General features: G+C 50.9%; 29 protein-coding genes and 1 tRNA gene. 18 read left to right on the top strand and 12 right to left on the bottom strand.

Annotation, left to right across the window (positions count from 1 at the left end; translation table 11 throughout):
* Positions 1–148: 148 nt before the first annotated feature.
* Positions 149–985 carry a hypothetical protein gene (locus tag N7387_RS12565; RefSeq protein ID WP_279799341.1) on the top strand — a complete coding sequence of 279 codons (837 nt, stop codon included), beginning with the start codon at positions 149–151 and terminating at the stop codon, positions 983–985.
* Positions 986–994: 9 nt separating this feature from the next.
* Entirely contained in the window at positions 995–1543 is a 549-nt protein-coding gene (locus N7387_RS12570) for a hypothetical protein (protein ID WP_279799343.1), read from the top strand.
* 81 nt (positions 1544–1624) lie between these two features.
* On the opposite strand, the gene ychF is transcribed toward N7387_RS12570, so the two are convergent.
* Positions 1625–2716 carry a redox-regulated ATPase YchF gene (ychF, locus tag N7387_RS12575; protein WP_004237332.1) on the bottom strand — a complete coding sequence of 364 codons (1092 nt, stop codon included), beginning with the start codon at positions 2714–2716 and terminating at the stop codon, positions 1625–1627.
* 106 nt (positions 2717–2822) lie between these two features.
* A complete protein-coding gene (gene pth / locus N7387_RS12580; RefSeq protein ID WP_262859903.1) occupies positions 2823–3413 on the bottom strand; it encodes an aminoacyl-tRNA hydrolase in 591 nt (196 codons plus the stop codon).
* 302 nt (positions 3414–3715) lie between these two features.
* Here pth and N7387_RS12585 point away from each other — a divergent pair, with 302 nt between their 5' ends.
* Positions 3716–3985 (top strand): stress-induced protein YchH, encoded by a 270-nt coding sequence (locus N7387_RS12585; RefSeq protein WP_046892240.1) that lies wholly within the window; start codon positions 3716–3718, stop codon positions 3983–3985.
* A gap of 120 nt (positions 3986–4105) precedes the next feature.
* On the opposite strand, the gene prs is transcribed toward N7387_RS12585, so the two are convergent.
* The 3 genes from prs to lolB all read right to left on the bottom strand — a co-directional run bounded on the left by prs (position 4106) and on the right by lolB (position 6619).
* Positions 4106–5053: a ribose-phosphate diphosphokinase gene (prs, locus tag N7387_RS12590; RefSeq protein ID WP_262859902.1), complete on the bottom strand. Its 948-nt coding sequence runs from the start codon at positions 5051–5053 to the stop codon at positions 4106–4108.
* A 76-nt stretch (positions 5054–5129) separates the two neighbouring features.
* Positions 5130–6005 carry a 4-(cytidine 5'-diphospho)-2-C-methyl-D-erythritol kinase gene (gene ispE, locus N7387_RS12595; RefSeq protein WP_279799352.1) on the bottom strand — a complete coding sequence of 292 codons (876 nt, stop codon included), beginning with the start codon at positions 6003–6005 and terminating at the stop codon, positions 5130–5132.
* On the bottom strand, positions 5990–6619 hold the full coding sequence (lolB, locus tag N7387_RS12600; protein ID WP_025154162.1) for a lipoprotein insertase outer membrane protein LolB: 630 nt from the start codon (positions 6617–6619) through the stop codon (positions 5990–5992). The genes ispE and lolB overlap by 16 nt, the downstream gene beginning before the upstream one ends.
* Before the next feature lie 280 nt (positions 6620–6899).
* On the opposite strand from lolB, the gene hemA reads away from it, so the two are divergent.
* The 8 genes from hemA (at position 6900) to N7387_RS12640 (ending at position 13984) form a co-directional block, all read left to right on the top strand.
* Entirely contained in the window at positions 6900–8162 is a 1263-nt protein-coding gene (hemA, locus tag N7387_RS12605) for a glutamyl-tRNA reductase (RefSeq protein WP_262859899.1), read from the top strand.
* 35 nt (positions 8163–8197) lie between these two features.
* The gene (prfA, locus tag N7387_RS12610) at positions 8198–9280 is read left to right on the top strand and encodes a peptide chain release factor 1 (protein ID WP_004237324.1); all 1083 of its coding nucleotides are present in this window, start codon (positions 8198–8200) and stop codon (positions 9278–9280) included.
* Entirely contained in the window at positions 9280–10116 is an 837-nt protein-coding gene (gene prmC, locus N7387_RS12615) for a peptide chain release factor N(5)-glutamine methyltransferase (protein ID WP_279799356.1), read from the top strand. Before prfA ends, prmC begins: the two co-directional genes overlap by 1 nt.
* Positions 10113–10919: an invasion regulator SirB1 gene (gene sirB1 / locus N7387_RS12620; protein ID WP_279799358.1), complete on the top strand. Its 807-nt coding sequence runs from the start codon at positions 10113–10115 to the stop codon at positions 10917–10919. The genes prmC and sirB1 overlap by 4 nt, the downstream gene beginning before the upstream one ends.
* A 66-nt stretch (positions 10920–10985) precedes the next feature.
* Positions 10986–11837: a 3-deoxy-8-phosphooctulonate synthase gene (kdsA, locus tag N7387_RS12625; RefSeq protein WP_004237321.1), complete on the top strand. Its 852-nt coding sequence runs from the start codon at positions 10986–10988 to the stop codon at positions 11835–11837.
* A gap of 6 nt (positions 11838–11843) precedes the next feature.
* Positions 11844–12746, top strand: a complete 903-nt coding sequence (locus tag N7387_RS12630) for a TIGR01212 family radical SAM protein (RefSeq protein WP_262882908.1) — start codon at positions 11844–11846, stop codon at positions 12744–12746.
* A gap of 162 nt (positions 12747–12908) precedes the next feature.
* On the top strand, positions 12909–13388 hold the full coding sequence (gene tssD / locus N7387_RS12635; RefSeq protein WP_279799360.1) for a type VI secretion system tube protein TssD: 480 nt from the start codon (positions 12909–12911) through the stop codon (positions 13386–13388).
* Between the two features lie 14 nt (positions 13389–13402).
* Positions 13403–13984 (top strand): hypothetical protein, encoded by a 582-nt coding sequence (locus N7387_RS12640; protein ID WP_279799362.1) that lies wholly within the window; start codon positions 13403–13405, stop codon positions 13982–13984.
* A 464-nt stretch (positions 13985–14448) separates the two neighbouring features.
* Here N7387_RS12640 and N7387_RS12645 read toward each other — a convergent pair whose 3' ends face one another.
* The 3 genes from N7387_RS12645 to N7387_RS12655 form a co-directional block, all read right to left on the bottom strand.
* Positions 14449–14799 (bottom strand): isoprenylcysteine carboxylmethyltransferase family protein, encoded by a 351-nt coding sequence (locus N7387_RS12645; protein ID WP_279799364.1) that lies wholly within the window; start codon positions 14797–14799, stop codon positions 14449–14451.
* Between the two features lie 78 nt (positions 14800–14877).
* A complete protein-coding gene (gene dauA / locus N7387_RS12650) occupies positions 14878–16602 on the bottom strand; it encodes a C4-dicarboxylic acid transporter DauA (RefSeq protein WP_279799366.1) in 1725 nt (574 codons plus the stop codon).
* A gap of 268 nt (positions 16603–16870) precedes the next feature.
* Positions 16871–16960: transfer RNA gene (locus N7387_RS12655), tRNA-Ser, on the bottom strand.
* A gap of 336 nt (positions 16961–17296) precedes the next feature.
* Between N7387_RS12655 and ghrA the strand changes: the two genes are divergently transcribed.
* Both ghrA and N7387_RS12665 read left to right on the top strand, forming a co-directional pair.
* Positions 17297–18238 (top strand): glyoxylate/hydroxypyruvate reductase GhrA, encoded by a 942-nt coding sequence (ghrA, locus tag N7387_RS12660; RefSeq protein WP_279799368.1) that lies wholly within the window; start codon positions 17297–17299, stop codon positions 18236–18238.
* Between the two features lie 63 nt (positions 18239–18301).
* Positions 18302–18862 carry a molecular chaperone gene (locus tag N7387_RS12665; RefSeq protein ID WP_279799370.1) on the top strand — a complete coding sequence of 187 codons (561 nt, stop codon included), beginning with the start codon at positions 18302–18304 and terminating at the stop codon, positions 18860–18862.
* Between the two features lie 64 nt (positions 18863–18926).
* Here N7387_RS12665 and N7387_RS12670 read toward each other — a convergent pair whose 3' ends face one another.
* A complete protein-coding gene (locus tag N7387_RS12670; protein WP_279799372.1) occupies positions 18927–20240 on the bottom strand; it encodes a citrate:proton symporter in 1314 nt (437 codons plus the stop codon).
* Between N7387_RS12670 and N7387_RS12675 the strand changes: the two genes are divergently transcribed.
* Complete coding sequence (locus N7387_RS12675) at positions 20231–20464, top strand: hypothetical protein (RefSeq protein ID WP_279799374.1); 234 nt, start codon at positions 20231–20233, stop codon at positions 20462–20464. The two genes, N7387_RS12670 and N7387_RS12675, sit on opposite strands and share 10 nt — an antisense overlap.
* Positions 20465–20612: 148 nt before the next feature.
* Here N7387_RS12675 and N7387_RS12680 read toward each other — a convergent pair whose 3' ends face one another.
* The gene (locus N7387_RS12680) at positions 20613–21170 is read right to left on the bottom strand and encodes a lipoprotein (RefSeq protein ID WP_279799376.1); all 558 of its coding nucleotides are present in this window, start codon (positions 21168–21170) and stop codon (positions 20613–20615) included.
* Positions 21171–21234: 64 nt separating this feature from the next.
* Positions 21235–22434 carry a multidrug efflux MFS transporter MdtH gene (gene mdtH, locus N7387_RS12685; RefSeq protein ID WP_279799378.1) on the bottom strand — a complete coding sequence of 400 codons (1200 nt, stop codon included), beginning with the start codon at positions 22432–22434 and terminating at the stop codon, positions 21235–21237.
* Between the two features lie 167 nt (positions 22435–22601).
* Between mdtH and rimJ the strand changes: the two genes are divergently transcribed.
* Together rimJ and murJ are read left to right on the top strand one after the other, a co-directional pair.
* Positions 22602–23186, top strand: a complete 585-nt coding sequence (gene rimJ / locus N7387_RS12690; protein WP_279799440.1) for a ribosomal protein S5-alanine N-acetyltransferase — start codon at positions 22602–22604, stop codon at positions 23184–23186.
* Positions 23187–23260: 74 nt separating this feature from the next.
* Positions 23261–24796, top strand: a complete 1536-nt coding sequence (murJ, locus tag N7387_RS12695) for a murein biosynthesis integral membrane protein MurJ (protein WP_279799380.1) — start codon at positions 23261–23263, stop codon at positions 24794–24796.
* A 41-nt stretch (positions 24797–24837) separates the two neighbouring features.
* Here murJ and N7387_RS12700 read toward each other — a convergent pair whose 3' ends face one another.
* On the bottom strand, positions 24838–24978 hold the full coding sequence (locus N7387_RS12700) for a hypothetical protein (protein ID WP_262859884.1): 141 nt from the start codon (positions 24976–24978) through the stop codon (positions 24838–24840).
* A gap of 154 nt (positions 24979–25132) precedes the next feature.
* Here N7387_RS12700 and N7387_RS12705 point away from each other — a divergent pair, with 154 nt between their 5' ends.
* Together N7387_RS12705 and N7387_RS12710 are read left to right on the top strand one after the other, a co-directional pair.
* Positions 25133–25291, top strand: a complete 159-nt coding sequence (locus N7387_RS12705; RefSeq protein ID WP_279799382.1) for a hypothetical protein — start codon at positions 25133–25135, stop codon at positions 25289–25291.
* 5 nt (positions 25292–25296) lie between these two features.
* Positions 25297–25419, top strand: a complete 123-nt coding sequence (locus tag N7387_RS12710) for a hypothetical protein (RefSeq protein WP_262882933.1) — start codon at positions 25297–25299, stop codon at positions 25417–25419.
* Positions 25420–25454: the final 35 nt, after the last annotated feature.

The following is a 25454-nucleotide window of genomic DNA, read 5'->3' on the forward strand; positions in this document are numbered from 1 at the left end:
ACAATTGGAAAGCAGCAGATAAAAGAGTATTTATCGTTTACTTGTGTTTCGTCTGAGTATGTCATGAGAAATGTCCTGTTATTTACACTAACCTGAGCTTTAGTTATATAATGACTATAGCGGTTAAACAACATGGAAGGTAAAGGCGATGTCAAATTTTGAAATCAGACTGAATAACCGGTCATATCTGACCCGACAGGAATTTGAATTAACCCCGGGTTATTCGGTGACATTAAAAATATCTGGTTTACACAATAAAGAGCATTTAATGTTTAAAGCGAGTAATAACCGGATTAGCTTAGCACAGAATGCAGATAATAAAAAAAGTGAACAAACATTAAAGATCACTGCAGTCAGCGAAGGAAGCAGTGAGATCACATCAGTGACGAAAGGTATTGGTCAATGTGCGGTTAAGGAAATGACCGGTAAAATGTCAGATTGTTTCCCCCGGTTAACCTTTCTGGTTTTACCAAAAATCGCTATTCCGTCTGATTTGACACTCAGACAAAAAGTACTGGTTCAGGTACTTCTTTCTGAGACATCGACACCGCAAAAAAAACTATTTAATTCCAAAGAAGCAAAAGAAGCGATGACATTAATGCATGATGCACTGTATAACCGGATTGCATCACCAAAGGCACGCTATCTCGATGTTCCTCAGGATGGCAGTGATAAGTTGCTGGGGGTTATATTTAAAGGCAGAGTGATTGAAGGGTTTAAAAATAACACGATAGATCCTAAGATCCTCAGCAGGATAAGTGTGCTTATTGAAAAAGCTAACGATGGTAATCCTGATATGAAAAAGTACAGAATGCTGATACAGGATGCTATTGAAATAGCAAAAAAAGATAGTGTTATTTCTGACTATACGGTGATTGGCTGGAGGACAACGGGTAGCAGCCTGGGGGGCGGCGGCATAGAGAAATATAAAGATTTACAAGGTCAGACCTTTACAAAACTGACTGCCGAATTTCTCAGACAATAAAGAGAGACTATGATGAAAGCTGGTATTATTACAGTGCTATCCCTGATTTTTATTTCTTTTTCCGGCACTGCATCATCCGGCAACCGGGAACTGTCCGGCGACTGGGGGATATATGACAGTAAGCCTGAATCCGTATTTAAGCCACTTGATGATAAACGCTATAAGGCGCATTTTGAGGATGCTGCTAAATATTTTATTGCCATCTATAATATGAATAATGAGGTTAATGATTTTTGTCTTGTCGGCTACAAATGGCGTGATAAAAATCGTGAAAACAATGTCAATGTTATCTGGAAAAACCATTATTTAATCAACTGGGAAATGCCGTACCGGCCGGCGGATAATGCTGACTATGTCCGCTCATTGATATTATCAAAACCCGCTATAAATCTGAAAGATGATGTGGTTCCGTACAGTGAAATTGGTTTCCGCACAGCCCTCTGGCCGGAAGAGGGAATTAAGCAGATAACGGATGATTGTCTGAAAAACGGCAATCAGGTACAGATTCAACCATTTCAGCCGGATCCGAAATGGAATATCGAAAATAAACCAGAATGAAGGTACAGAGAAGGATTCTTTAAAAAATAGCCCATATATTAATATGGGCTATTGCAGATATGCAGATGTAACTATCAGTCGTTACACATTAAACAGGAAATTCAGCACGTCGCCGTCTTTCACAATGTAATCTTTACCTTCTGCACGCATTTTACCGGCTTCTTTTGCACCTTGTTCGCCTTTGTACTGGATGAAATCCTCAAATGCGATGGTCTGGGCGCGGATAAAGCCTTTTTCAAAGTCGGTATGGATCTTACCGGCTGCCTGCGGGGCGGTTGCGCCGACAGGGATGGTCCATGCACGGACTTCTTTCACACCGGCGGTGAAATAGGTCTGCAGGTTGAGCAGGGCGTAACCGGCGCGGATCACGCGGTTCAGACCCGGTTCTTCGATACCGAGGTCAGCCATAAACTCTTCGCGGTCACCATCTTCCAGCTCAGCGATATCGGATTCAATGGCTGCACATACCGGTACAACCACAGAACCTTCTTTTTCTGCGATTTCACGCACCTGATCCAGATACGGGTTGTTTTCAAAGCCATCTTCGTTGACGTTGGCAATGTACATGGTTGGTTTCAGGGTCAGGAAGCTCAGGTAGCGAATCGCGCCCATTTCTTCTTTGTTCAGGTTCAGCGTGCGCAGCATCTGTGCGTTTTCCAGCAGCGGCAGGCATTTTTCCAGAACTTCCAGCTCCAGTTTCGCGTCTTTGTCGCCGCCTTTGGCGCGCTTCTGCACACGGTGGATAGCACGTTCACAGGTGTCGAGGTCAGCCAGCGCCAGTTCGGTATTGATGGTATCAATATCTTCAGCCGGGTTAACACGACCGGAAACGTGAACAATGTTATCATCGTCAAAGCAGCGGACAACGTGGCCGATAGCTTCTGTTTCGCGGATGTTGGTCAGGAACTGGTTACCCAGACCTTCACCTTTGGATGCGCCTTTCACCAGACCGGCGATATCGACGAATTCCATGGTGGTCGGCAGAATACGCTGTGGTTTTACGATTTCCGCCAGTGCATCTAGGCGGGCATCCGGCATCGGCACCACGCCGGTGTTCGGCTCAATTGTACAGAACGGAAAGTTCGCCGCTTCAATACCTGCTTTGGTCAGCGCGTTAAACAGCGTTGATTTCCCGACGTTCGGCAGACCGACGATACCACATTTGAAACCCATAAATTCTTCACCTTAAAAATGACAGCAGACCAAAACGGCCTGCAAGCACGTTAAATAATTGCCGCCGATTATACACGGTTACGGATAAACAGACGATACCTGCGGCTCACTGACCGGCTTTAAATGTATGCAGACGCGAAATGGCTTTTGCCATGCCGTCTTTCATCAGCACATCGGTGCAGCGCACGGCTTCATCGATAGTCTCATCAATCAGTTGCTGTTCGGAGGCAGGGGGCTTGCCCAGCACAAAGCCGACCACTTTACTCTTATCACCCGGATGACCGATGCCGATACGCAGACGATGAAAGTTCGGATTGTTACCCAATTTGCTCTGGATATCTTTCAGGCCGTTGTGACCGCCGTTGCCGCCGCCGAGTTTCATTTTTGCTATGCCGGGCAGAAGATCCAGTTCATCATGCGCCACCAGAATTTCATCGGGGGCAATCTGGTAAAAACCGGCGAGGGCGCTGACCGCTTTACCGCTCAGGTTCATAAAGGTGGTCGGCACCAGCAGGCGGACATCATTGCCCTGAATATTCAGACGCGCGGTATAACCGTAAAACTTACTTTCTGATTTTAATGACTGATTATAACGGCGGGCCAGTTCATCCACATACCAGGCACCGGCATTGTGGCGGGTTTGGGCGTATTCTGCACCGGGGTTGGCCAGCCCCACAATTAATTTTATCTGACTCACACTTGTATCACTTGTTGTTCAGGCAGGTTTGACTGCAAAGAGGGCTATTCTACCCGTCACCCGCGCGGAGTACAAAAGAAACGTCCTTCCCGGACGGATGTGACTATTTGTGCAATAATTTAGTGATGAATTATTAAGTTTCACTTTTTGGCACAATAAGCCAAATAAAATGTTTTATTTTTGGTCTATGTGATCTCATACGCAACATATACGTATCAATTCGGGCTATACTCTGTGTCAAGAAGGAATTCCTGCTTTCGTGCTTTGAGTTGTTTGCAGACAAAAGAGTGGCGGAGGTCCCTATGAAACGTAAATTATCCTTATTGCTCGGTAACCTGCTGATGGTTGTCGGTATGTTGTTGATGGTCGGCAGTATGGCCTTTACTGTCAGTGTCCTTATTTTCGCACTTCCTTTACCGGATATCTATTCCGAAGCCTCTTTGATGGGGATCTTTATCGGTGCGCTGGTATGGCTGGGCGGAGCCGGTCTGAGCGGGCGTCGTGAATCTATCGCGGATAAATATTACTGGCTGCGTCATTTCCACAGCCGCTATCGCCGCCGGATGCCGTAACACGAGTGTCATAAAATAACCGGGAACGGTTATTACCTGCTGCGGTTAAATGCCTGCCAACAAAAAACCCGTTGTCTTCACAACGGGTTTAAGCACGCAATGTGTACACTGATTATGAAATCAGTGTTCGAACATCGCGGAGATAGACTCTTCATTACTGATACGGCGGATGGCTTCTGCCAGCATTCCGGATAACGTCAGAGAGCGGACGTTATTCAGTGCTTTGATTTCCGCTGATAACGGAATGGTGTCGCAGACAATCACTTCATCAATCACAGAATCACGGATATTGTTGACCGCGTTGCCGGAGAAGATAGGGTGAGTGGCGTATGCAAACACACGTTTCGCACCACGTTCTTTCAGTGCTTCCGCCGCTTTGCACAGCGTGCCCCCGGTATCGATCATATCGTCAACCAGTACACAGTCACGACCGGCAACATCACCGATGATATGCATCACCTGAGAAACGTTCGCGCGCGGGCGGCGTTTGTCGATGATAGCCATATCTGTGTCGTTCAGCAGTTTGGCGATCGCACGGGCACGGACCACACCGCCGATATCCGGAGAAACCACAATCGGGTTGTCCAGATCTTTCTGCAGCATATCTTCCAGCAGGATTGGGCTGCCGAAGACGTTATCAACCGGAACATCGAAGAAGCCCTGAATCTGCTCAGCGTGAAGATCCACTGTCAGCACACGGTCAACACCCACACTTGACAGGAAGTCAGCGACCACTTTCGCGGTGATTGGCACACGCGTGGAGCGGACGCGGCGATCCTGACGGGCATAGCCGAAATACGGGATAACAGCAGTGATACGACCCGCAGAAGCACGGCGCAGCGCATCAACCATAACAACCAGTTCCATCAGGTTATCGTTGGTCGGCGCACAGGTGGACTGGATGATGAAAACATCACCACCACGCACGTTTTCATTGATTTGAACACTGACTTCACCGTCGCTGAAACGACCGATCGCAGCGTCTCCGAGGTTAGTGTACAGGCGGTTGGCAACACGTTGTGCTAGTTCCGGGATGGCGTTACCAGCAAAAAGCTTCATATCAGGCACGAGAAAAACCTCAGGCATGCGTCCAGAGAGATTGAATTGTGAACCTGAAAGCGTCCGGGGACGAAATCAGGGGCAATTACAGTAGACCAGCGCGGAACTGATGAAGCGGCGAAATGTTGACACCACGTGCCACAAAGCCCTTCACCCACGCCGGCGCGTTAATTAACACCTGTCGGGCGGCTGCCTGGTTTTCGAACTCTCCGAACACACATGCACCCGTACCGGTCAGGCGTGACGGGGTATATTGTAGCAGCCAGGAAAGAAGATCATCAACCTCACGAAAACGTTTTCTTGCAACCGGTTCACAGTCATTTGCGTACGGAGCCTGTAATAATGCGGGCAGAGAGCGGATCGGGGTATCACGAATTAATTGCGGATCTGTGAAGATAAGCGGTGTCGGAACCGAAATTCCGGGGTGTGCAACCAGATACCAGCGTTCCGGCGGAGACGCCGGGTGCAGAATTTCGCCTATTCCTTCAGCAATTGCCGCGTGGCCCCGGACAAAGACCGGGACATCCGCACCGAGGGTCACACCCAGCTCTGCAAGCGTATCGTCTGGCAACTGTAACTGCCAGTGATAGTTAAGGGCGATAAGTACTGTGGCGGCATTGGAGGAACCGCCGCCGATACCGCCGCCCATCGGCAGAATTTTTTCAACGGCAATATCCGCACCGGGTAAATCCGCTGTCAGCTGATGCTCGCGGGCATAGCTCTGTAACAGGCGGGCGGCGCGGATCACCAGATTTTGCTCATCCGGTACGCCGTCAAGCGGGGTCAGCAGACGAATTTCACTGTCAGTGCGCGGTGTAATTGTGACACTGTCACCATAATCCAGAAACTGAAACAGGGTTTGCAGTGTGTGATAGCCGTCCGCGCGGCGGCCTGTGATATATAAAAACAGGTTCAGCTTGGCGGGAGACGGCCAGGTCAGTGATGTCAGTTGAGTGTCCATGAATCCATTTTCAGCTTGATGCGGTTATCGCCCTGTTCGATATCCAGGCGGTTCGGCAGTTGCGGAGAGACTTTTTCATCATAGGACTGATAAGTGACTTTCCATTTTTCCATGCCCTGAGCCCAGCTCAGTGCTTTCAGGTGATACTGATTGCTGATGGCATAGGACTGCGCATCCCCCGGCAGGCCGACAATCCACTGACGCAGGTTTTCCATCGGGATAGTCATACCGGTCAGTTGGTAAATCATACTGTCCGGATCATCACTGTAATATTTCTGACCTTTATTATCGGTAAGCTGGGTTTGTCCGTCTTTGACAATCAGTTCCAGCTCGGTGCTGCCGACCGGGTTGGTGAGCAGCAGTTTGTAGCTGTCCGGGGAGTACTGCTGCCAGAAGAAACGGGCATAGGTTTTCTGGGTAGTGCCGATGTAGGCAAACGAGCCGCGCGTCTGATAACGCTGTAACTGATTTATTTGTTCTGTCTGTGCTTTCCAGCCGGCAGAGGTGGCGGAAACATCGCCTTTCTCTGTATTGTCAGGCAGGGTACAGGCGGCAAGTATCAGGCTGCACAGGGGCAGAAGCCGGATAAAGCGCGGTAATTGAATAGAGGCCACGTTGTAATTTCCTTTAACAACTGATAAAAGCAATAACAGTATTGTGCCTGTTTCAGTGGCTGTTTCCTACCTCTCTTACGCTGATTTACGCAATTATCCGCCCGGCTGACATGGCCTGTTGCGCACCGTATTACGTGCTTATTATCACGGTTTCCCGTTTAACGCTTTAATTGCGCGGGATCGGCTGCTAAAATGCATGCAGTTATCCTTAGTAAGGGTGTTGATTTCCGGTATACTTAACCGGTATTTTACACACTTACCCCGGTCTGTATTGCAGGATATGACTTTATTAGCTCTCGGCATTAACCATAAAACCGCACCTGTTGCCTTACGTGAGAAAGTGACTTTCTCTCCGGACAGTATGGAAGCGGCATTATCCAATCTGCTCGAACAACCGTCCGTGAGCGGCGGCGTTGTGCTGTCTACCTGCAACCGGACAGAAATCTATCTCAGTGTGGATGAACAAAACGATCAGCGCGATCAGCTGATCAACTGGTTGTGCCGCTATCACAACATCAACCCGCAGGAACTAATGTCCAGTCTTTACTGGCATCAGGATAATGAGGCGGTCAGTCATCTGATGCGGGTGGCCAGCGGGCTGGATTCCCTGGTGCTCGGCGAACCGCAGATCCTGGGACAGGTCAAGAAAGCCTTTGCACAGTCACAGACACACCGTTCACTCTCCCGTGAACTGGAACGTCTGTTCCAGAAATCCTTTTCGGTTGCCAAACGGGTACGTACTGAAACCGATATCGGTGCTAATGCGGTATCGGTGGCGTTTGCCGCCTGCACCCTGGCGCGCCAGATTTTCGAATCCTTATCCAGACTGAATATCCTGCTGGTCGGGGCGGGGGAAACCATCGAACTGGTGGCCCGTCACCTGAACGAGCACGGCGTAAAACACATGATGATCGCCAACCGTACCCGTGAACGGGCCCGCGTGCTGGCGCAGGAAGTCAATGCAGAGGTGATCACACTGCCGGAAATCGACAGCCGGCTGGCGGAAGCGGATATTGTTATCAGCTCCACGGCCAGCCCGTTGCCGATTATCGGTAAAGGTATGGTGGAACGCGCCCTGAAAGCGCGCCGTAACCGCCCGATGCTGCTGGTGGATATTGCGGTTCCCCGTGATATCGAAGCCGATGTGGAAAAACTCAGTAACGTCTATCTCTACACTGTGGATGATCTTGAGGCGATTATTGAGCACAACCTGGCGCAGCGCCAGGTGGCGGCACAACAGGCGGAATCCATTGTGGTGCAGGAAAGCGGGCACTTTATGGAATGGCTGCGCGCCCAGAGTGCGGTCAATACGATCCGCGAATACCGCGAACAGGCCGAAGAGATCCGCGCCGCCATGGCTGCAAAAGCCGTGGCACTGATTCAGCAGGGGCATGACCCGGAAGAGGTTATCAACCAGATGTCTCAGCAGCTGACCAACCGCCTGATCCACGCACCAACCAAATCACTTCAGCAGGCCGCCGGTGACGGTGATACCGGCCGCCTGACGCTGTTACGCGACAGCCTCGGGCTGGAGCATCATTAACTTCCTCTATATATTTTTAAGGTAGCAGACTACGAATGAAGCCTTCTATTGTCGCAAAACTGGAAGCATTGAAAGAACGTTATGAAGAAATTCAGGCGCACCTTGCGGACGCCGATGTTATCGCTGATCAGAATAAATTCCGTGCCTTGTCGAAAGAATATGCGCAGCTGACTGACGTTGCGAAATGTTTTGAAGCCTGGCAGACCATTCAGGATGATATCGACACCGCGCAAATGCTTCTTGATGATCCTGAAATGAAGGAAATGGCACAGGAAGAGCTGAAAGACGCAAAACTGCGGAATGAAACCTTAGAACAGGAATTACAGGTCTTATTACTGCCGAAAGATCCGGATGATGAACGCAACTGCTTCCTGGAAGTCCGTGCGGGTACCGGCGGTGATGAAGCGGCGCTGTTTGCCGGTGATCTGTTCCGTATGTACAGCCGTTATGCGGAATCACGCCGCTGGCGGATTGAGATCATGAACAGTAACGACGGCGAGCACGGCGGATATAAAGAGATTATTTTCAGAGTCACCGGTGAAAATGCCTACGGTAACCTGAAATTTGAATCCGGCGGTCACCGCGTGCAGCGTGTGCCGGAAACCGAATCCCAGGGCCGTATTCACACCTCCGCCTGTACTGTCGCGGTGCTGGCGGAAGTACCGGAAGCGGAACTGCCGGATATCAACCCGGCGGATCTGCGCATTGATACCTTCCGTTCATCCGGGGCCGGTGGTCAGCACGTTAACACCACGGATTCCGCTATCCGTATCACCCATATCCCGACCGGAATTGTGGTGGAGTGTCAGGACGAGCGTTCGCAGCACAAAAACAAAGCCAAAGCACTCTCGGTACTGGCAGCAAGAATCAAAGCAGCGGAAGAGTCCCGCCGTCATGAGGCGGAAGCCTCTGAGCGCCGCAATCTGCTGGGTTCCGGTGACCGTTCGGATCGAATCCGCACCTATAACTTCCCGCAGGGACGGGTGACGGATCACCGTATCAACCTGACACTGTACCGTCTGGATGAGGTCATGGAAGGTAAGCTGGATGCACTGATTCAGCCGCTGGTAAACGAATATCAGGCAGATCAGCTCGCCGCGCTGTCTGAGCAGGACTGATGACGTTTCGTCACTGGCTGACAGAGGCTGTCAGCCGTTTAAGGCACAGCGACAGCCCGAAACGGGATGCGGAAATTCTGCTGACGTTTGTCACCGGTCGTCCCCGCAGTTACATTATTGCGTTTGATGAAACCCCGCTCAGCAGTGATGAACAGCAGCGTCTTGATGCTCTGCTTGTCCGCCGGGAGCAGGGGGAGCCGGTGGCGTATATCACCGGTGTGCGTGAGTTCTGGTCACTGCCGCTGGAAGTGTCTCCCGCCACGCTTATTCCGCGTCCGGATACCGAATGTCTGGTGGAGGCGGCGCTGGAATTGTTACCGGCCGCATCCTGCGATATTCTGGATCTCGGTACCGGTACCGGTGCGATTGCGCTGGCACTGGCCTCTGAACGACCGGACTGTCACGTAACCGGCGCGGATATTCAGCCGGATGCGGTGGTGCTGGCGCAGCGCAATGCCGCCCGTCTGGGGCTGACGAATACAACCTTTAAAGAAAGTCGCTGGTTTGCTTCACTGCCGATTCATCAATTTGCTATGATAGTGAGTAACCCGCCATACATTGATGAGAATGATGAGCATCTGGGGCAGGGGGATGTCCGTTTCGAGCCGCGCAGTGCGCTGGTCGCCCCGCAGAACGGCCTGGCCGACCTGGCGGAAATCGCTGCGCAGTCCGCACATTATCTGACACCCGGCGGGTGGCTGATTGTGGAACATGGCTGGCGGCAGGGAAACGCTGTCCGCGAACTGTTCCGGGAAAACGGATTTTACCGGGTGGAGACCCGCCGCGATTATGGCGGAAATGATCGGGTTACTTTAGGTCAACGGGAAGAGAAATGAAAAGCATTGCCGATTTTGAATTCAATGGTGCGCCGTTACTGAGCGGCATCATGTTAGTGTTAAAAACTGTCCGCCCGGATTTTGACCGGGAAAAGGCAGAGATACACATCAATGAGCTTATCCGTCAGACCCGTAAACGCCTCCCGCCGTATTCCGACGAACATACCTGTTTACAGACCCTGATCACGCTTTTTTACCACAAATGGCAGTTCGGTGGTGCCAGCGGTGTTTATTCGCTGTCTGATACCCTGTGGCTGGATACGGTGCTGCGCACTCAGCGCGGCTCGCCGGTATCACTCGGCATCCTGTTCCTGCATATTGCACAGGCTATCGGTTTGCCGGTTGTGCCGGTGGTTTTCCCGACCCAGCTGATTCTGCGGGCAGATCTCGATGACGAAACCCTGTTTATCAACCCGATTAACGGCGATCTGCTGGATCAGCACACGCTGGATGTCTGGATTAAAGGCACGGTCAGTCCGGCGCATCACCTGACCGGGGACGATCTCGAGGAAGCCGAAAACAGCCATGTGGTGCGCAAATACCTCGACAGTATTAAAGTCGCGCTGATGGAAGAGAAAAAAATGGAGCTGGCACTGAAAGTCAGCGAAACCATTTTATTATTTGATCCGGATGACCCGTATGAAATCCGTGATCGCGGGCTGATTTATGCCCAGCTGGACTGCAGCCATATTGCGGTTTCTGATCTGAACTATTTTATTGAGCAATGTCCGCAGGATCCGGTATCGGAAATGATAAAAATGCAGATCCACACTTACGAACAGCAGCATATCGTTCTGCACTGATAAACGGATATCGTTTTACATATTTTCATAAACGCAATTTAATTGCCTCTGCCAAAAGGTTATACCATGCAACAGAAAGTCGTATCTATCGGGGATATTCGTGTCGGCAACGCGCTGCCGTTTGTTCTGTTCGGCGGCATGAACGTTCTTGAATCCCGCGATCTGGCGATGAAAATCTGCGAACATTACGTGACTGTCACGCAGAAGCTGAATATTCCTTACGTCTTCAAAGCCTCTTTTGACAAGGCAAACCGTTCTTCCATCAATTCCTACCGTGGTCCGGGCCTTGAAGAAGGGATGAAGATTTTTGAAGAGCTGAAAAAAACCTTCGGCGTGAAAATTATCACTGACGTCCACGAATCCTGGCAGGCACAGCCGGTGGCGGACGTGGTGGATGTGATCCAGTTACCGGCATTCCTGGCGCGTCAGACTGATCTGGTGGAAGCGATGGCGAAAACCGGCGCGGTCATTAACATCAAAAAACCGCAGTTTATCAGCCCGGGGCAGGTGGGTAATATTGCGGAAAAATTCCGTGAAGGCGGCAATGACCAGATTATTTTATGTGATCGCGGTGCAAACTTCGGTTATGACAATCTGGTTGTGGATATGCTGGGCTTTAAAGTGATGGAAAAAGCGTCCGGCGGTTGCCCGGTGATTTTCGATGTCACACACTCCCTGCAATGCCGCGACCCGTTTGGTGCCGCATCCGGCGGCCGCCGTGGTCAGGTGGCTGAACTGGCCCGCGCCGGGATGGCAGTCGGTCTGGCCGGTCTGTTCCTGGAAGCGCATCCGGACCCGGATAATGCCCGTTGTGATGGTCCTTCCGCGCTGCCGCTGGCAAAACTGGAGCCGTTCCTGCAGCAGGTTAAAGCGATTGACGATCTGGTGAAAAGCTTCCCTGAGCTGGATACCGAATAATTTCCGATGCAGCTTCACACTGTTGTTAACATGTTCGGCGCTGATCTTCAGCGCCGTTATGGCGAAAAAATTCATAAAATCACCCTCCACGGCGGCTTCAGCTGCCCTAACCGTGACGGCACCCTCGGGCGCGGCGGTTGTACCTTCTGTAATGTGGCTTCTTTTGCGGATGAAAATGCACAGTATGATTCCATTGAGGAGCAACTGAGTCAGCAATCCGGCAAAATCACCCGCGCCAAACGTTATCTTGCCTATTTCCAGGCCTATACCAGCACCTACGCGGAAGTGGAACTGCTGCGTGAAATGTATGAATCCGCACTGGCACAGGCCGATGTGGTGGGGTTGTGTGTCGGTACGCGGCCGGATTGTGTGCCGGAGGCGGTATTGGATCTGCTGCAGAGTTATCAGCAGCAGGGCTATGAGGTATGGCTGGAGCTGGGATTACAGACCGCCCATGATAAAACCCTGAAACGCATCAACCGGGGTCATGATTTCGCCTGTTATCAGGCCACCACCCGGGCTGCCCGTGAGCGCGGGCTGAAAGTGTGTTGCCACCTGATCACCGGCCTGCCGGGAGAAACCGCAGCCGATAATCTCATCACACTTGAGCGTGTGCTGGACACCGGCGTTGAAGGTATCAAACTGCATCCGCTGCATATTGTGGAAGGCAGCACCATGGCAAAAGCCTGGCGGGCGGGGCGCCTGCCCACCATTTCCCTCGAAGAGTATGTCACCACCGCCGGAGAGATGATCCGCCACACACCGCCGGATGTCATTTATCACCGCATCTGCGCCAGCGCACGGCGTCCGACGTTACTGGCACCGGACTGGTGCAGCAACCGCTGGCTCGGCATGAATGGCCTGTGGCAGTATCTGCTGGCAAACGGCGGTCAGGGCAGCGCAATCTGATCGGTGCCGGGGAAGCAGGGTTGTTTTTTGCAATTAATCGCCGGCAACTTCATTTACGGTCATTCACCAGACATTATTACCGGAACAATTTTTGTCATGACTATTGGCAATTATTGGTTATGTTCGGAAATAATCAGGTTTCTATAATTCAAAGGAATTTGAATGGCCGATATCATCTATTTGACACTGAAAGGTAACCGGCAGGGGCTTATTTCTGCAGGATGCTCCAATTATGATTCAATCGGAAATAAATATCAGGATAAGCATAAAGATCAGATTCTGGTTTATTCCACAACGTATGATCTTTTCCGCCAACAGAATGTCGCACATGCACCGTTTTTGCTGGTGAAAGCGGATGATAAATCCTCTCCGCTTTTGCTTTCATCCATATCAGATAATGAGATTCTGGATTGTGTCTTTGATTATTATCGTATTAGTCAGCAAGGTATGTTGATTAACTATAAAAGAATAAGATTAACCAAAGCCTCTGTTATCCGGATTGTTAATCAATCGCCTGATTCACTAATCCACAATGATTTACAACCTGCCGAAACGATTTCACTGAAATACGAAAGTATTACGTACCAGCATATCAGTGCCGGAACGTCCGGTTACAGTATCAGAAATGAATCTGTCAGATAAAAAGGCAAAGCGTAATGGCAAAAGTTAATGATGTGTATAGTAACCGGTTTAATATCCGGATTGTATCATCACCCGACCAGTCAGTGCTCATGTCTGTGCCTGACCCGGTAAAAATCTTTGTAATGGTTAATTATAACTGGGGAATAGGACATATCGGGCTGGTTATTGGTGAAGGAGAAAAGGCAATATTGCATGATCCGTCCGGCGGGTATTCGGAATGTCCGTCACGTGAATGTTATAAAGACAGAAATGCAATGCGTTACCCGCGCAGTTCCGGGGAGTTTTTTCACTATCCGGAATTTGACTGGGATGATTATCTTTCTTTTCAGTTGTGGGACGGGCCGGATGTGATGGTGATTGAGTTTGTTATCCCCAGTGAGCAGGCGGCCAGAATAACGGAGATGATTTATAATCATGGAATGGCAGACACTTGGATGTGTGCTCAAACGGTGCTGATTATTTTACGCGAAAGTGGAGGTATTTTTAGTAATATCAAAAATGATATTATATTTCAGGAAGATCCGTGGGGATTCAGAGAAAAGTTACTTGATATTCACTTTCCTAAGAGAGGAGGGATAATTAGTGGCGCATATTAATAACACGATTATTCTTTATTTGTCACTCTTCATTAGTATTGTTTTTTATTATCTGGAAATGGTGCATGAATATTTTTTTTAAAATATATCCACATGCGCTGAATAAAGTGCATGTTTTTGAATGTAATGCATGGATTTCATTTGTGTTTTTATTTTATTTTATTCTATCGATTGGAGTGTCAATTTTCCGGGGAGGAACTGTAGTTAACAGAACGGTTCGTTTTTATGTGTATATCATTATTCCATATATAATTTCTCTTATTGCGTGGTATTTAACTAATTATCAGACAAGAAAAATACATTACCGGTTTCCTGAGGATGGAATAGTACCTGTTACTGATTTTCTTATCATATCATACCTGATGCACGGTATATTCTTTGTCCCGCTGGTGGCGTATACCTGTGACTTTCTGTTGAGCTTTCTGTTCTGCCGGAACAAAAAAACACCACCGGGGTAAGTCTTATCACAACCAGCGCCGTGTCTGCTGACAATAGGCCGTCCATTCCTGTTTAAATGTTGCGGCAAGGCATTTTTCTTCCTGCGGGATGCTGAACAGATCGGTGATCAGCCAGAAAATCAGGCCGCCGGTGATGAGATGCGTGGCTTCGCCGAGCGGGTTCGGGGTGGTGTTATGGCGGCGGAAATACACCAGTGACGCACCAATCCAGCCGAGACTTTCCAGCCCGATCAAGATGGCTAAAATACCGCTCCAGCCGCTGAACTGGATCACCAGTGCATCTTTGGCATACAGCCAGACAGCCGCAATGCCATTGATAATCAGCCAGTTAAGGAAGGAAAGACGGAACACAGCCATGATTTTTCTCCGGTGACAGATAAAGCAACGGCGGACATTACGCCCGCCGCTCTGTTCATTATAGCCTGATTACAGAGGTTATCGTGCCTCCGATGTCACACCATCCATCAGTCCCAGTTCAATCAGTGCCTTACTGACTGACGGGTAAAAGCTGATTTTATTCTCAACCGGCACAATCCGTGCCCGTGCCAGGGTTTTCAGTGGCTGGAACGGAATATCGGTGACCACGATGTGTGTATCCACACCGGCTTCGTCGATAAAACGGCGGAAGGCTTTTAATCCGCCCGCATCGAGTACCGGTACCGCATCCCACTGCATCACAATGGTGTGATATCCCGCGCTTTTGACTTTCAGATCATCAAAAATCCGCTCAGCAGCGGCAAAGAACAGCGGACCGTTAACACGCACCACCAGCAGCCCTTTGTCGTGATCCGTAAAGGAAGACTCACTCAGGCGCGTCATATTGGCGATACGGCGCATAAACAGCAGCGAAGCCAGCACAATCCCGACACTGATGGCTATCACCATATCAAACAGCACCGTCAGGCTCAGACACAGCAGCAGCACGATAATATCGTCTTTTGGTGCGCGGCGGATAAGTTCAATGACTTTAGCTGCTTCACTCATATTCCACGCTACCATCAGCAGCAGAGCAGACATTGCCGCCAGCGGCAGATACGAGAGCAGCGGTGCCAGAATCAGCAGGGTCAGCAGCACCAGCAGAGAGTGAATAATCGCAGAGACCGGTGATGTGGCCCCGGCACGCACGTTAGCCGCCGAACGGGCGATAGCCGCAGTGGCGGTAATGCCGCCGAAGAACGGCGCGGTGATATTACCCAGCCCCTGACCCAGCAATTCGCCGTTGGAATTATGTTTTTTGCCGGTCATCCCGTCGAGCACGACGGCACAGAGCAGGGATTCAATCGCGCCGAGCATTGCCATTGAAAACGCCGCCGGCATCAGAGCGGTAATGGTGGCCCAGCTGAACTCAAACTCTTTGCCGTCCGGGGTCGGTAAATTCCACGGCAGGATAAACTGCGGCAGAATCGGCGGGATCCCCGCGCCTTGTGTGCCATCCGCCAGGGTATAACTGAAGCGGGAGCCGATGGTGGCTGCGTCCATACCGAACAGCGACAGCACCAGCATCACCAGCATCCCGGCAATCACAGCGGGAAGGTGTCCCGGCAGGCGTAGTTTCAGTTTCGGCCAGTAGATCAGTACCAGCAGCGTGGTCACGCCAATCAGGGTATCGGAGAGATTAATGGTCGGCATCGCTCTGACAAGGGCGATCACCTTATCCACATAGTTTTCCGGCACATGCGCCATGGTCAGACCGAAGAAGTCTTTCACCTGCATGGTGGCGATAGTTATCGCAATCCCCGAGGTGAAGCCGAGCACCACAGAAATCGGAATATATTCAATGAGTTTACCGAAACGCGCCAGACCCATTGCCAGCAGGATAATCCCGGACATCAGGGTGGCTATCAGTAATCCGCCCAGCCCGAACTGCTGGGAAACGGGGTAGAGGATCACCACAAATGCGGCGGTCGGCCCGGAGACACTGAAACGGGAGCCACCGGTTACCGCAATCACAATACCGGCGATAGCCGCCGTATACAGGCCATATTGCGGGGCCACACCACTGCCGATAGCCAGTGCCATGGCCAGCGGGATAGCGATAATCCCGACGGTGATACCGGCGATGGTATCTTTTATCAGACGGGAAACGGAGTAAGGCTGTTTCCAGCACGAGTCAATTAATGCAGAAAAAAGAGATAATCCTTTAAATGTTGAAATTTTCATTTCCGGACAACTGTCACCTCTGAGTCATATGAAAAAAATAGGGAGACGCCAAAGCACATTAGTCTACGCAAAACAGGGAGAGATTTAGCTGAGATACATCAAATGACACTGTATACAATAGCGGATATTGAAATAAAATCAAAAATATGAAGCAGTTAAGGGTTAATAAAACAGGATATTCTGCCGCCTGACCGGATAGCAGCATAAAAAAAGAAAGGACAGAAATGAAAAAAGCCTGCTGATTGCTCAGCAGGCTCTTCTCTTAAGATGGCGGTGAGAGAGGGATTCGAACCCTCGATGCACTTTCGCGCATACACACTTTCCAGGCGTGCTCCTTCAGCCACTCGGACATCTCACCGGGGTACTGTTCGTTACGTTGATATCTCGCTGCAACGGGGCGCTACTATAGGGGAAGCGACGTAACCCGTCAATACACGGCACGAAAAAAAATGTGTTTTTTCGCTTGTTTAACCAAAAAAACAGCATATTGGCGATTAACATAGCAAATCCGCTGAAAACAGCGTACCGGCCGCCTGAAAAATGACCGCTGATTTTTTTCCGGCGGGAAATCATCTGCCGGAAAAATATGCAGGTCAGTTAACAATAACAACATTTTAACGATACGAAAATCTCTCCGGGGCTTGAATTCTTTGTGTAATCCTATCAGGCTGGTAAAAAAACAGAGGAGCGCCGCATGAATATTATTTTCTACCATCCTTTTTTTGATTCTGAGCTGTGGATCAACGGCATGAAAAAACACCTGCCGCAGGCGGATATCCGCAAATGGGTTCCGGGTGATAATCAGCCGGCGGATTATGCCCTGGTGTGGTTACCGCCGCGTGAGTGTCTGGCCGGGCGGACCACCATGAAGGCGGTCTTTGCTCTGGGGGCCGGGGTGGATGCCATCCTGAAGCAGGAGCAGGCAAACCCGGGCACACTGCCTGCCGGGGTGCCGGTGATCCGCCTTGAAGATACCGGGATGGGGGCGCAGATGCAGGAATACGCCGTTGCCAAGGCGCTGTGGTACTTCCGCAAAATGGATATCTATAAACGCCAGCAGGAACAGCGTATCTGGAAAGCGCAACCGGCATTTACGTTTGACGAGTTTGAAATCGGCGTGCTCGGAACCGGTATTCTCGGGCGTTCCGTGGCGGAAAGGCTGGCGGAGTTCGGGTTTAAAGTCCATGGCTGGAGCCGGACACCAAAACAGATCCCGGGCGTGACCAGTTTCCACGGTAATGACCAGCTGGATGAATTCTTAAGCCACAGCCGCCTGTTGATCAACCTGCTGCCTGACACACCGCAGACCAGAGGGATCCTCAACCAGTCGCTGTTCAGTAAGCTGCCGCAAAGTGCTTATCTGATCAACCTGGCGCGCGGTTCGCATCTGGTGGATAACGATTTACTGGAAGCTATTGATGACGGGCAGATCGCCGGGGCCAGCCTGGATGTGTTCGCCACCGAACCGCTGCCGGAAATGCACCCGTTCTGGACCCACCCGCGGGTGGATGTCACGCCGCACATTGCCGCATTTACCATTCCGTCAGAGGCAATGAAAGCCATTGTTGCCAATATTGAGCGGATTGAGCGGGGCGAAGCACCACAGGGCGTGGTGAATATGGAACTGGGGTATTAATTCTTTACAGCAATAAGGACAATCCGGACAATAGCGGCAACTCAGTTAATAAGGATTTGAAGTATGAATGAATTTTCACTGGTCTGCCGCCTGCTCGGAACGCTGTTTAACCGTGCTCCTGCTGATCCCGTGCTGGCACCGGTTCTGACGATGATTAAGCAGGGGCAGCTGAAAGCCCACTGGCCGCTGGAGCAGGATGCACTGCTGACACGGCTGGCTGAACATTGTGACAGTACGGAACTGGCTGCAGACTATCAGCAGCTGTTTGCTGACGGGGCGGTGGCTCAGCACCGGTCGGACTATACCGGTGAGCCGGAAAATGAAGTCCGTCAGTTTCTCAGTGAGCGCGGAATGCCGCTGACTGATGCGGTAACAGACAGTTTCGGGTCTCTGCTGCTGGCGGCATCCTGGCTGGAAGATCAGGCTCAGGAAGATGAAGTCAGTGCGCAGACGGCGCTGTTTGCGGACTATCTGCTGCCGTGGAGTGATGCATTTCTCGGGAAAGTCGAATCTCATGCACAGCACGGCTTTTACCGCACCCTGGCTATTCTGACCCGTGAAGCGCTGTCAGCGCTGTATGAAGAGCTGGCAGAAGATGCAGAAGAAGACGAAAATGATGATTAGTATGTGACGCTGTCACATATTGTGTTTCAGGCCCGGTCAGATGACCGGGCTTTTTGTCTCCGGCTCAGAACAGCCCGAGGAACCAGCCTGCCGCCAGGGTGATAAAGCTGAACAGCCAGATCCAGAAGAAGGAGTAGCGCAGATGCCGTCCCATATCCACCCCGGCAATGCCCACTGCCAGCCAGACCGCCGGTGAAAACGGGCTGACAAAGGTACCGGCGTTATTACCGATAGCCATGGCATACACCACATCTGCAGGCGGAATACCGGCGGATGCCACCACGTCACGGACAATCGGCAGCAGGGCAAAGTAATAAGCATCGGTACTGGTAAAGATATCCAGCGGTACACCAATCATCCCGATAATAATGTGGAACTGTTCCGCCATCCGTCCCGGAATAATCAGCAGCAGATCTTTTGCGACCGACTCCAGCATACCGCCTTTATCCATAATCCCCAGGAATACCCCGGCGGAAAGGATAATCGCAGCCATAGATAACGCCTGCGGGGCGTGATGATTAATCACCGCTACCTGATCTTTCGGTTTCGGGTAATTGATGATAAGAGCGGCGGAAAGGGCCAGCATAAAGATATACGGTGCCGCGAGCCAGCCTAGTGCCAGGCTGAGGATCGCCAGCAGGATCAGCGAGATATTAATCAGAAAGCGCTGTGGTTTTTCCGTACCGTGTTCGTTATCCGCCTCATCATACAAGTCAAGAAGCGAATCCTGTTGATACGGCGTGGTGCCGTATTGTGCCGCACGGGCGATACGGCGTTTTTCCCGCAGGCCAAACAGCGCAGCAACCAGTACGGATGCTATAATGCCGGTAATTTGCACCGGGATCAGCGGCTGCCACAGTTCAGATGCGGGGATCCCTGTCACGGCAGATGCACGGCCAAGCGGTCCGCCCCATGGCACCATATTCATCACCCCCATACTCATGCACATCAGCAGCAGCATCAGATACGGGCTCATGCCCAGTCGCCGGTAGATTGGCAGAAACGCCGGGATGATAATCAGAAACGTTGCCGCTCCGGAACCGTCGAGATGCACCACGGCTGCCACCAGAGCGGTGACCATCGCCACAATCACCACATTTCCCCGTGTCAGGCCGATCATCAGACGGATAAACGGATTGAAGATATGCAGATCTTTCATAATGCTGAAAAACAGAATGGCGAACAGGAACATCACCGCGACACTGGCGACTTTTTTGATACCGTAATCAAAAAATGCCGTGATTTCAGGCAGGGAGTAGCCTGCCAGCAACGCGCCGAGCAGGGGAATAACAGACATGGCAATTATAGGGCTGGTTTTTCCTGTCATCAGCAGAACGACAATAGAAATGATGATCAGCAGCCCGATCAGTGTCAGCATCAGATGATCCTTATCCGGAAAGTGGTTATTTTCTGATGTTACTGAAAGGGATGATAATGGTGTTAAAAATGTTTATGAATTGTGAAATATGTCATCAAAAAGGGAGCAGGCAGAGTCAGAAAAAAGCGGTCAATCACAAATTAATTTTATCTGCACCAGAAGAAAAAACAGTATTTCGTCTCATTTCCCCGGGAATGTGCTGCGGATATGTCGGAATGGGATAACCAGGTATATTTTCGTATGCCTTGAATTTTCGTCATATTCTTTTACAAAACGGGAAGGTGATACCGTTTCCTGCGGAATAGTGAAGAAACGGCATCATAATTTAGATAGTTAATAATTTACTGGCACAATTAAAAAATTTAATCGAAATTAGTCGGTTAACGGAATGACTATCCGGCCCGGACGGATTTCAATACCCTTGGCAAATTTCTTCGCTGCTGCCTCGGCGGTATTATCGCCATTCAGCACATATACCGGGGTGATATTGAAAAAGGTGCTCAGTGTGTGGTTGAGATAAGGGATAAGTGCGGAAATCAGGGTGTCCCATTTGTCCGGGTCCAGCGTATAATTGGTGATTTCAATATCCCGCATATAGATTGACCCGGTGGCGGCGTCAAAATACGGCGCGGCACTGAGCGTCATTGAAATGGTAAAATCCCGGGATCCGAACAGCGAAACCAGCTTCAGCGAGCCGATAGCTGTTAGTTTTACTTTGCCCGGTTCTTCACGTCCGATTTCGGTGAGCAGTTTTTCCAGGGTAAAATCCGCATCTGCCACACCATCCATACCAATCTGTTTGTTCAGACGGATATTCTCTGCCACCGCACTGTTAATGGTCTCTTCACTGACACTGATTTCGGTTAATTTATCACAGCCTGTTAAAACCGTTGCTGCGACCAGTGCCGCGGTAAAAAAGAATAATCTCATCGGTATCTCCTGTTGTATACCACCCGATACTAACCTGTGCTGCGGCAAATCCAAAATATCCGGATCAATTTAATACGGCAGGGCTTATCTTCTTCGGGTTAAACTGGCGGTAAAGTGCTATCAGTGTCATCAGCCCGATTGTACCGAGTAAAAACCAGGGAAGTTCAGGTAATTGCATTTCTTTACCCAAATCATACAGCCAGCCGCCGCCGGTATAACCGATGGCGCCGCCGAATGCCAGCCCGAGACGGCTGAATCCCATGTAACTGCCGCGTGCGCGCGGATCCGCCAGTGACGCACTGAGGGTTTCCCGTGCCGGTTCGGCAATTACCGAACCTAAATAGAACAAACAGATAATCGCGAATAATACATGCAGTGAATGCGTCAGGGTGACCGGGAACATACTCAGGCTCATCAGGAATAACCCGGCCATCAGGCGGGTTTCCAGCCGGAAGTGTTTTTCACTCCAGCGTGCCAGCGGATAGAGCAGAGTCAGTGATAACGCCGCTTCGATGGCATACATCCATTTCACCGCCGCCGGTGTGCCCGCCAGTTCGTTGACGATAATCGGAAACATCAGCATCACCTGCACGGAGAGGATAAAGTAACCGGTCAGTGTCAGTACATAGCGGGAGAACCGTTTGTCGCGCAGTACGCGGGTCAGCCCTTCTTTTATCGGGGTACGGGTGGTGGAAATGCGGTAAGCGGGCAGCAGCCACGCATTGCACAAGGCGGTAATAATAAAGATTGCCGCGCCCACCCAGCAGACCAGATGAAAATCATAAATCAGCAGCCAGCTGCCGAGCAGTGCCCCGAGTACCGCCCCGGCGCTGTCCTGCATCAGCAGCAGGGAATAGAAACGGCCGCGTTCATACGGGCGGGTCAGTTTGATCACCAGCGCGGTGCGCGGCGGATCAAACAGGGTGCCGCCGACAGCCGAGAGAATACAGGAAAGCCAGAGGATCCACGGTTCATCCGCCATTGCCATCAGGGCAAAACCGCCTGCGCGGAGAAACATGCCGATGACGATCATCGGTTTGGCGCCGAAGCGGTCAGCAATCGCACCGCCGAATATCCCCAGCCCCTGCTGGACAAGCTGGCGCAGCCCCAGGGCAAACCCGACCACAATCCCCGCCCAGCCGAGTTGCTCAACAAAGCGGATGGAGATCAGCGGGAAGACCACAAAGAAGCCGAGAACAACCAGCAGGTTATCCACCAGCAACCAGTACTTACCCAGCGTCCGGGCTTGTCTGACAAGTGACATTCAGCACCACATTAAATATTGAAAGGAATAGAAAAAAGGGAGATGATTACACCTTCTATTCTCTGCTTATTCAGTGTCTGATAACAGAGAATTCAGGATGATATTTTTTTATCGACGGAACGTGGTTAAGCACACTCTGACTACGGCCTTCTGAGAGAGGAATTATGTTGTTCGGCTACCGCGCGAATACGCCGCAGCTGCGTTTTAACACGGACAGAATGGTGGTCCGGCTGGCGCATGAGCGGGACGCGTACCGCATCAGTGAATATTACTGTGAAAATGAAGCATTTCTGAAACCCTGGGAGCCTCTCCGCGACCGCAGTCACTATCATCCTTCCGGCTGGTCATCCCGCTTACAGCTGATGACGGATATGCACCGGCAGGGTACCGCGTTCCATTTTCTGCTGCTGGATCCGGCTGAAAATGAGGTGATGGGGGTGGCGAACTACAGTAATGTCATCCGCGGCGTGTTTTACGCCTGTTTTCTCGGCTATTCGCTGGGTGAAAAATGGCAGGGGCAGCATTATATGCAGGAAGCCCTGGAGCCGACACTGCGCTATATGCAGCGTCAGCAGGGCATGCACCGCATTATGGCAAACTATATGCCGCATAATCAGCGCAGCGGACAACTCCTCACCCGGCTCGGGTTTGAAAAAGAGGGTTACGCAAAAGAGTATCTGATGATTAACGGCCGGTGGCGTGACCATGTTCTGACCGCACTGACCACCCCGGACTGGGTTAAGCCACGATAACAGCGGGTTTTTCTGTTCCGCCCGCATTATCGTGATACTATTTCCGCCTTTGTTATCTGACCAGCACATTCAGCATGAATTTATTGAAATCTCTCGCCGCCGTCAGCTCAATGACGATGTTCTCGCGTGTACTCGGTTTTATCCGTGATGCCATCATCGCCCGGATTTTCGGGGCATCGATGGCGGCCGATGCCTTCTTTGTCGCCTTTAAACTGCCGAACCTGCTGCGGCGTATTTTTGCCGAAGGGGCATTCTCCCAGGCCTTTGTACCGATTTTATCGGAATACAAAACCCAGCAGGGCGAGGAAGCCACCCGCACCTTTATCGCCTATGTCTCCGGGATGCTGACATTGATTCTGGCGGTGGTCACCGTACTCGGGATGCTGGCTGCACCGTGGATTATCTATGTCACCGCACCGGGTTTTACCGATGACCCGGATAAATTCACGCTGACCGCCAATCTGCTGAAAGTCACCTTTCCGTATATTTTTCTGATCTCTATCGTCTCACTGGCGGGGGGGATCCTCAATACCTGGAACCGTTTCTCCGTCCCGGCGTTTGCACCGACACTACTGAATGTCAGTATGATCGGCTTTGCACTGTTTGCCGCACCGTATTTTAATCCGCCGATTATGGCGCTGGCGTGGGCCGTACTGGCGGGCGGGGTATTACAGATTGCCTATCAGCTGCCGCACCTGAAAAAAATCGGCATGCTGGTGCTGCCGAGAGTTTCTTTCCGTAACAGCGGTGTCTGGCGGGTGATGAAACTGATGGGCCCGGCGATCCTCGGGGTTTCGGTCAGCCAGATTTCACTGATTATCAACACGATTTTTGCCTCATTCCTGGTGTCCGGCTCGGTTTCCTGGATGTATTACGCTGACCGCCTGATGGAACTGCCGTCCGGTGTGCTCGGGGTGGCGCTGGGGACGATCCTGCTGCCGTCACTGGCAAAAAGTTTCTCCAAAGGGGATACCACCGAATACCGCAAACTGATGGACTGGGGATTGCGTCTCTGCTTTCTGTTGGCTTTGCCGTGTGCGGTAGCGCTCGCGATTCTGGCGGAAGCGCTGACAGTCAGCCTGTTCCAGTACAAAAATTTCACCGCCTTTGATGCCCTGATGACACAGCAGGCGCTGATTGCCTACTGCGTTGGTCTGATGGGAATGATTGTGATTAAAGTACTGGCACCGGGATTCTATTCCCGCCAGAACATCAAAACACCGGTTAAAATCGCGATTGCTACCCTGATCCTGACACAACTGATGAACCTGGCCTTTATCGGGCCGTTTAAACATGCCGGTCTGGCACTGTCGATTGGTATCGCGGCCTGTTTCAACGCCTCGCTGCTCTACTGGCAACTGCGCAAACAGAATATCTTCACACCGCTGCCGGGCTGGGGAAAATTCTTCCTCAAACTGGTGGTCGCAATGCTGTTTATGGCGGCAGTACTGGTGGGTATGATGTACCTGATGCCGGAATGGTCACAGGGTAATATGCTGATGCGCATGCTGCGCCTGATGGGGGTGGTAATTGCCGGTGCCGGTGCCTATTTTGCCGCACTGTATGCACTTGGTTTCCGCCTGCGGGACTTTGCACAGCGCAGTTTATAAGTCGTTTTCATATAATACTGACGGGGCTGATAACAGTCCCGTCAGAGTAATGCGGTTAATAATTCGCTGTTATCTGTCTCATTATCACCGGTAAAACCATATACGGATTTATCCGCAGCAGTGATTATTTCCATATTCCCTGCCATTTTCACATCAGAAAAACAGATCTTATTCTCTGCCATAATCCCTCCTGTTATTCACCGGGAGAGCATAGCATTGGTTATTTCATATCAGGGATATCAAACTGCCACCGGAAAGAATGTCAGGCAGGGCAGCGGATAACAGTGCTATTATGACAACAATTCTGACTGTTACTGCGGACACCGGAGCATGTTTATGCTGCACCAACACACTGTTTCTGATGCTGAACTGAACCTGGATAATGGCGGGTATACGTCAATTGATGCATTTATCACGCCGCCGTATACCCGGCAGGTTATCAGTGCTTATAATAATCATCTCTGTTATATCTGGATCTGCGTGCGAATCAGCTGAGTACACTGCCGGACAGCCTGGCAGCATTAACACAGCTGCGCAAACTGGATCTGCGCTGGAATAATTTCTCCGTCATTCCGCCGGTGGCAGAAAAATTACAGGCAGCTGGGTGCCGGGTCTTGTTGTAACAGAGTCAGAAGGCAATAAAAAAGGAACCGGATGG

Source organism: Morganella sp. GD04133, assembly GCF_029835375.1.
GTDB classification, from domain to species: Bacteria; Pseudomonadota; Gammaproteobacteria; order Enterobacterales; family Enterobacteriaceae; genus Morganella; species Morganella morganii_B.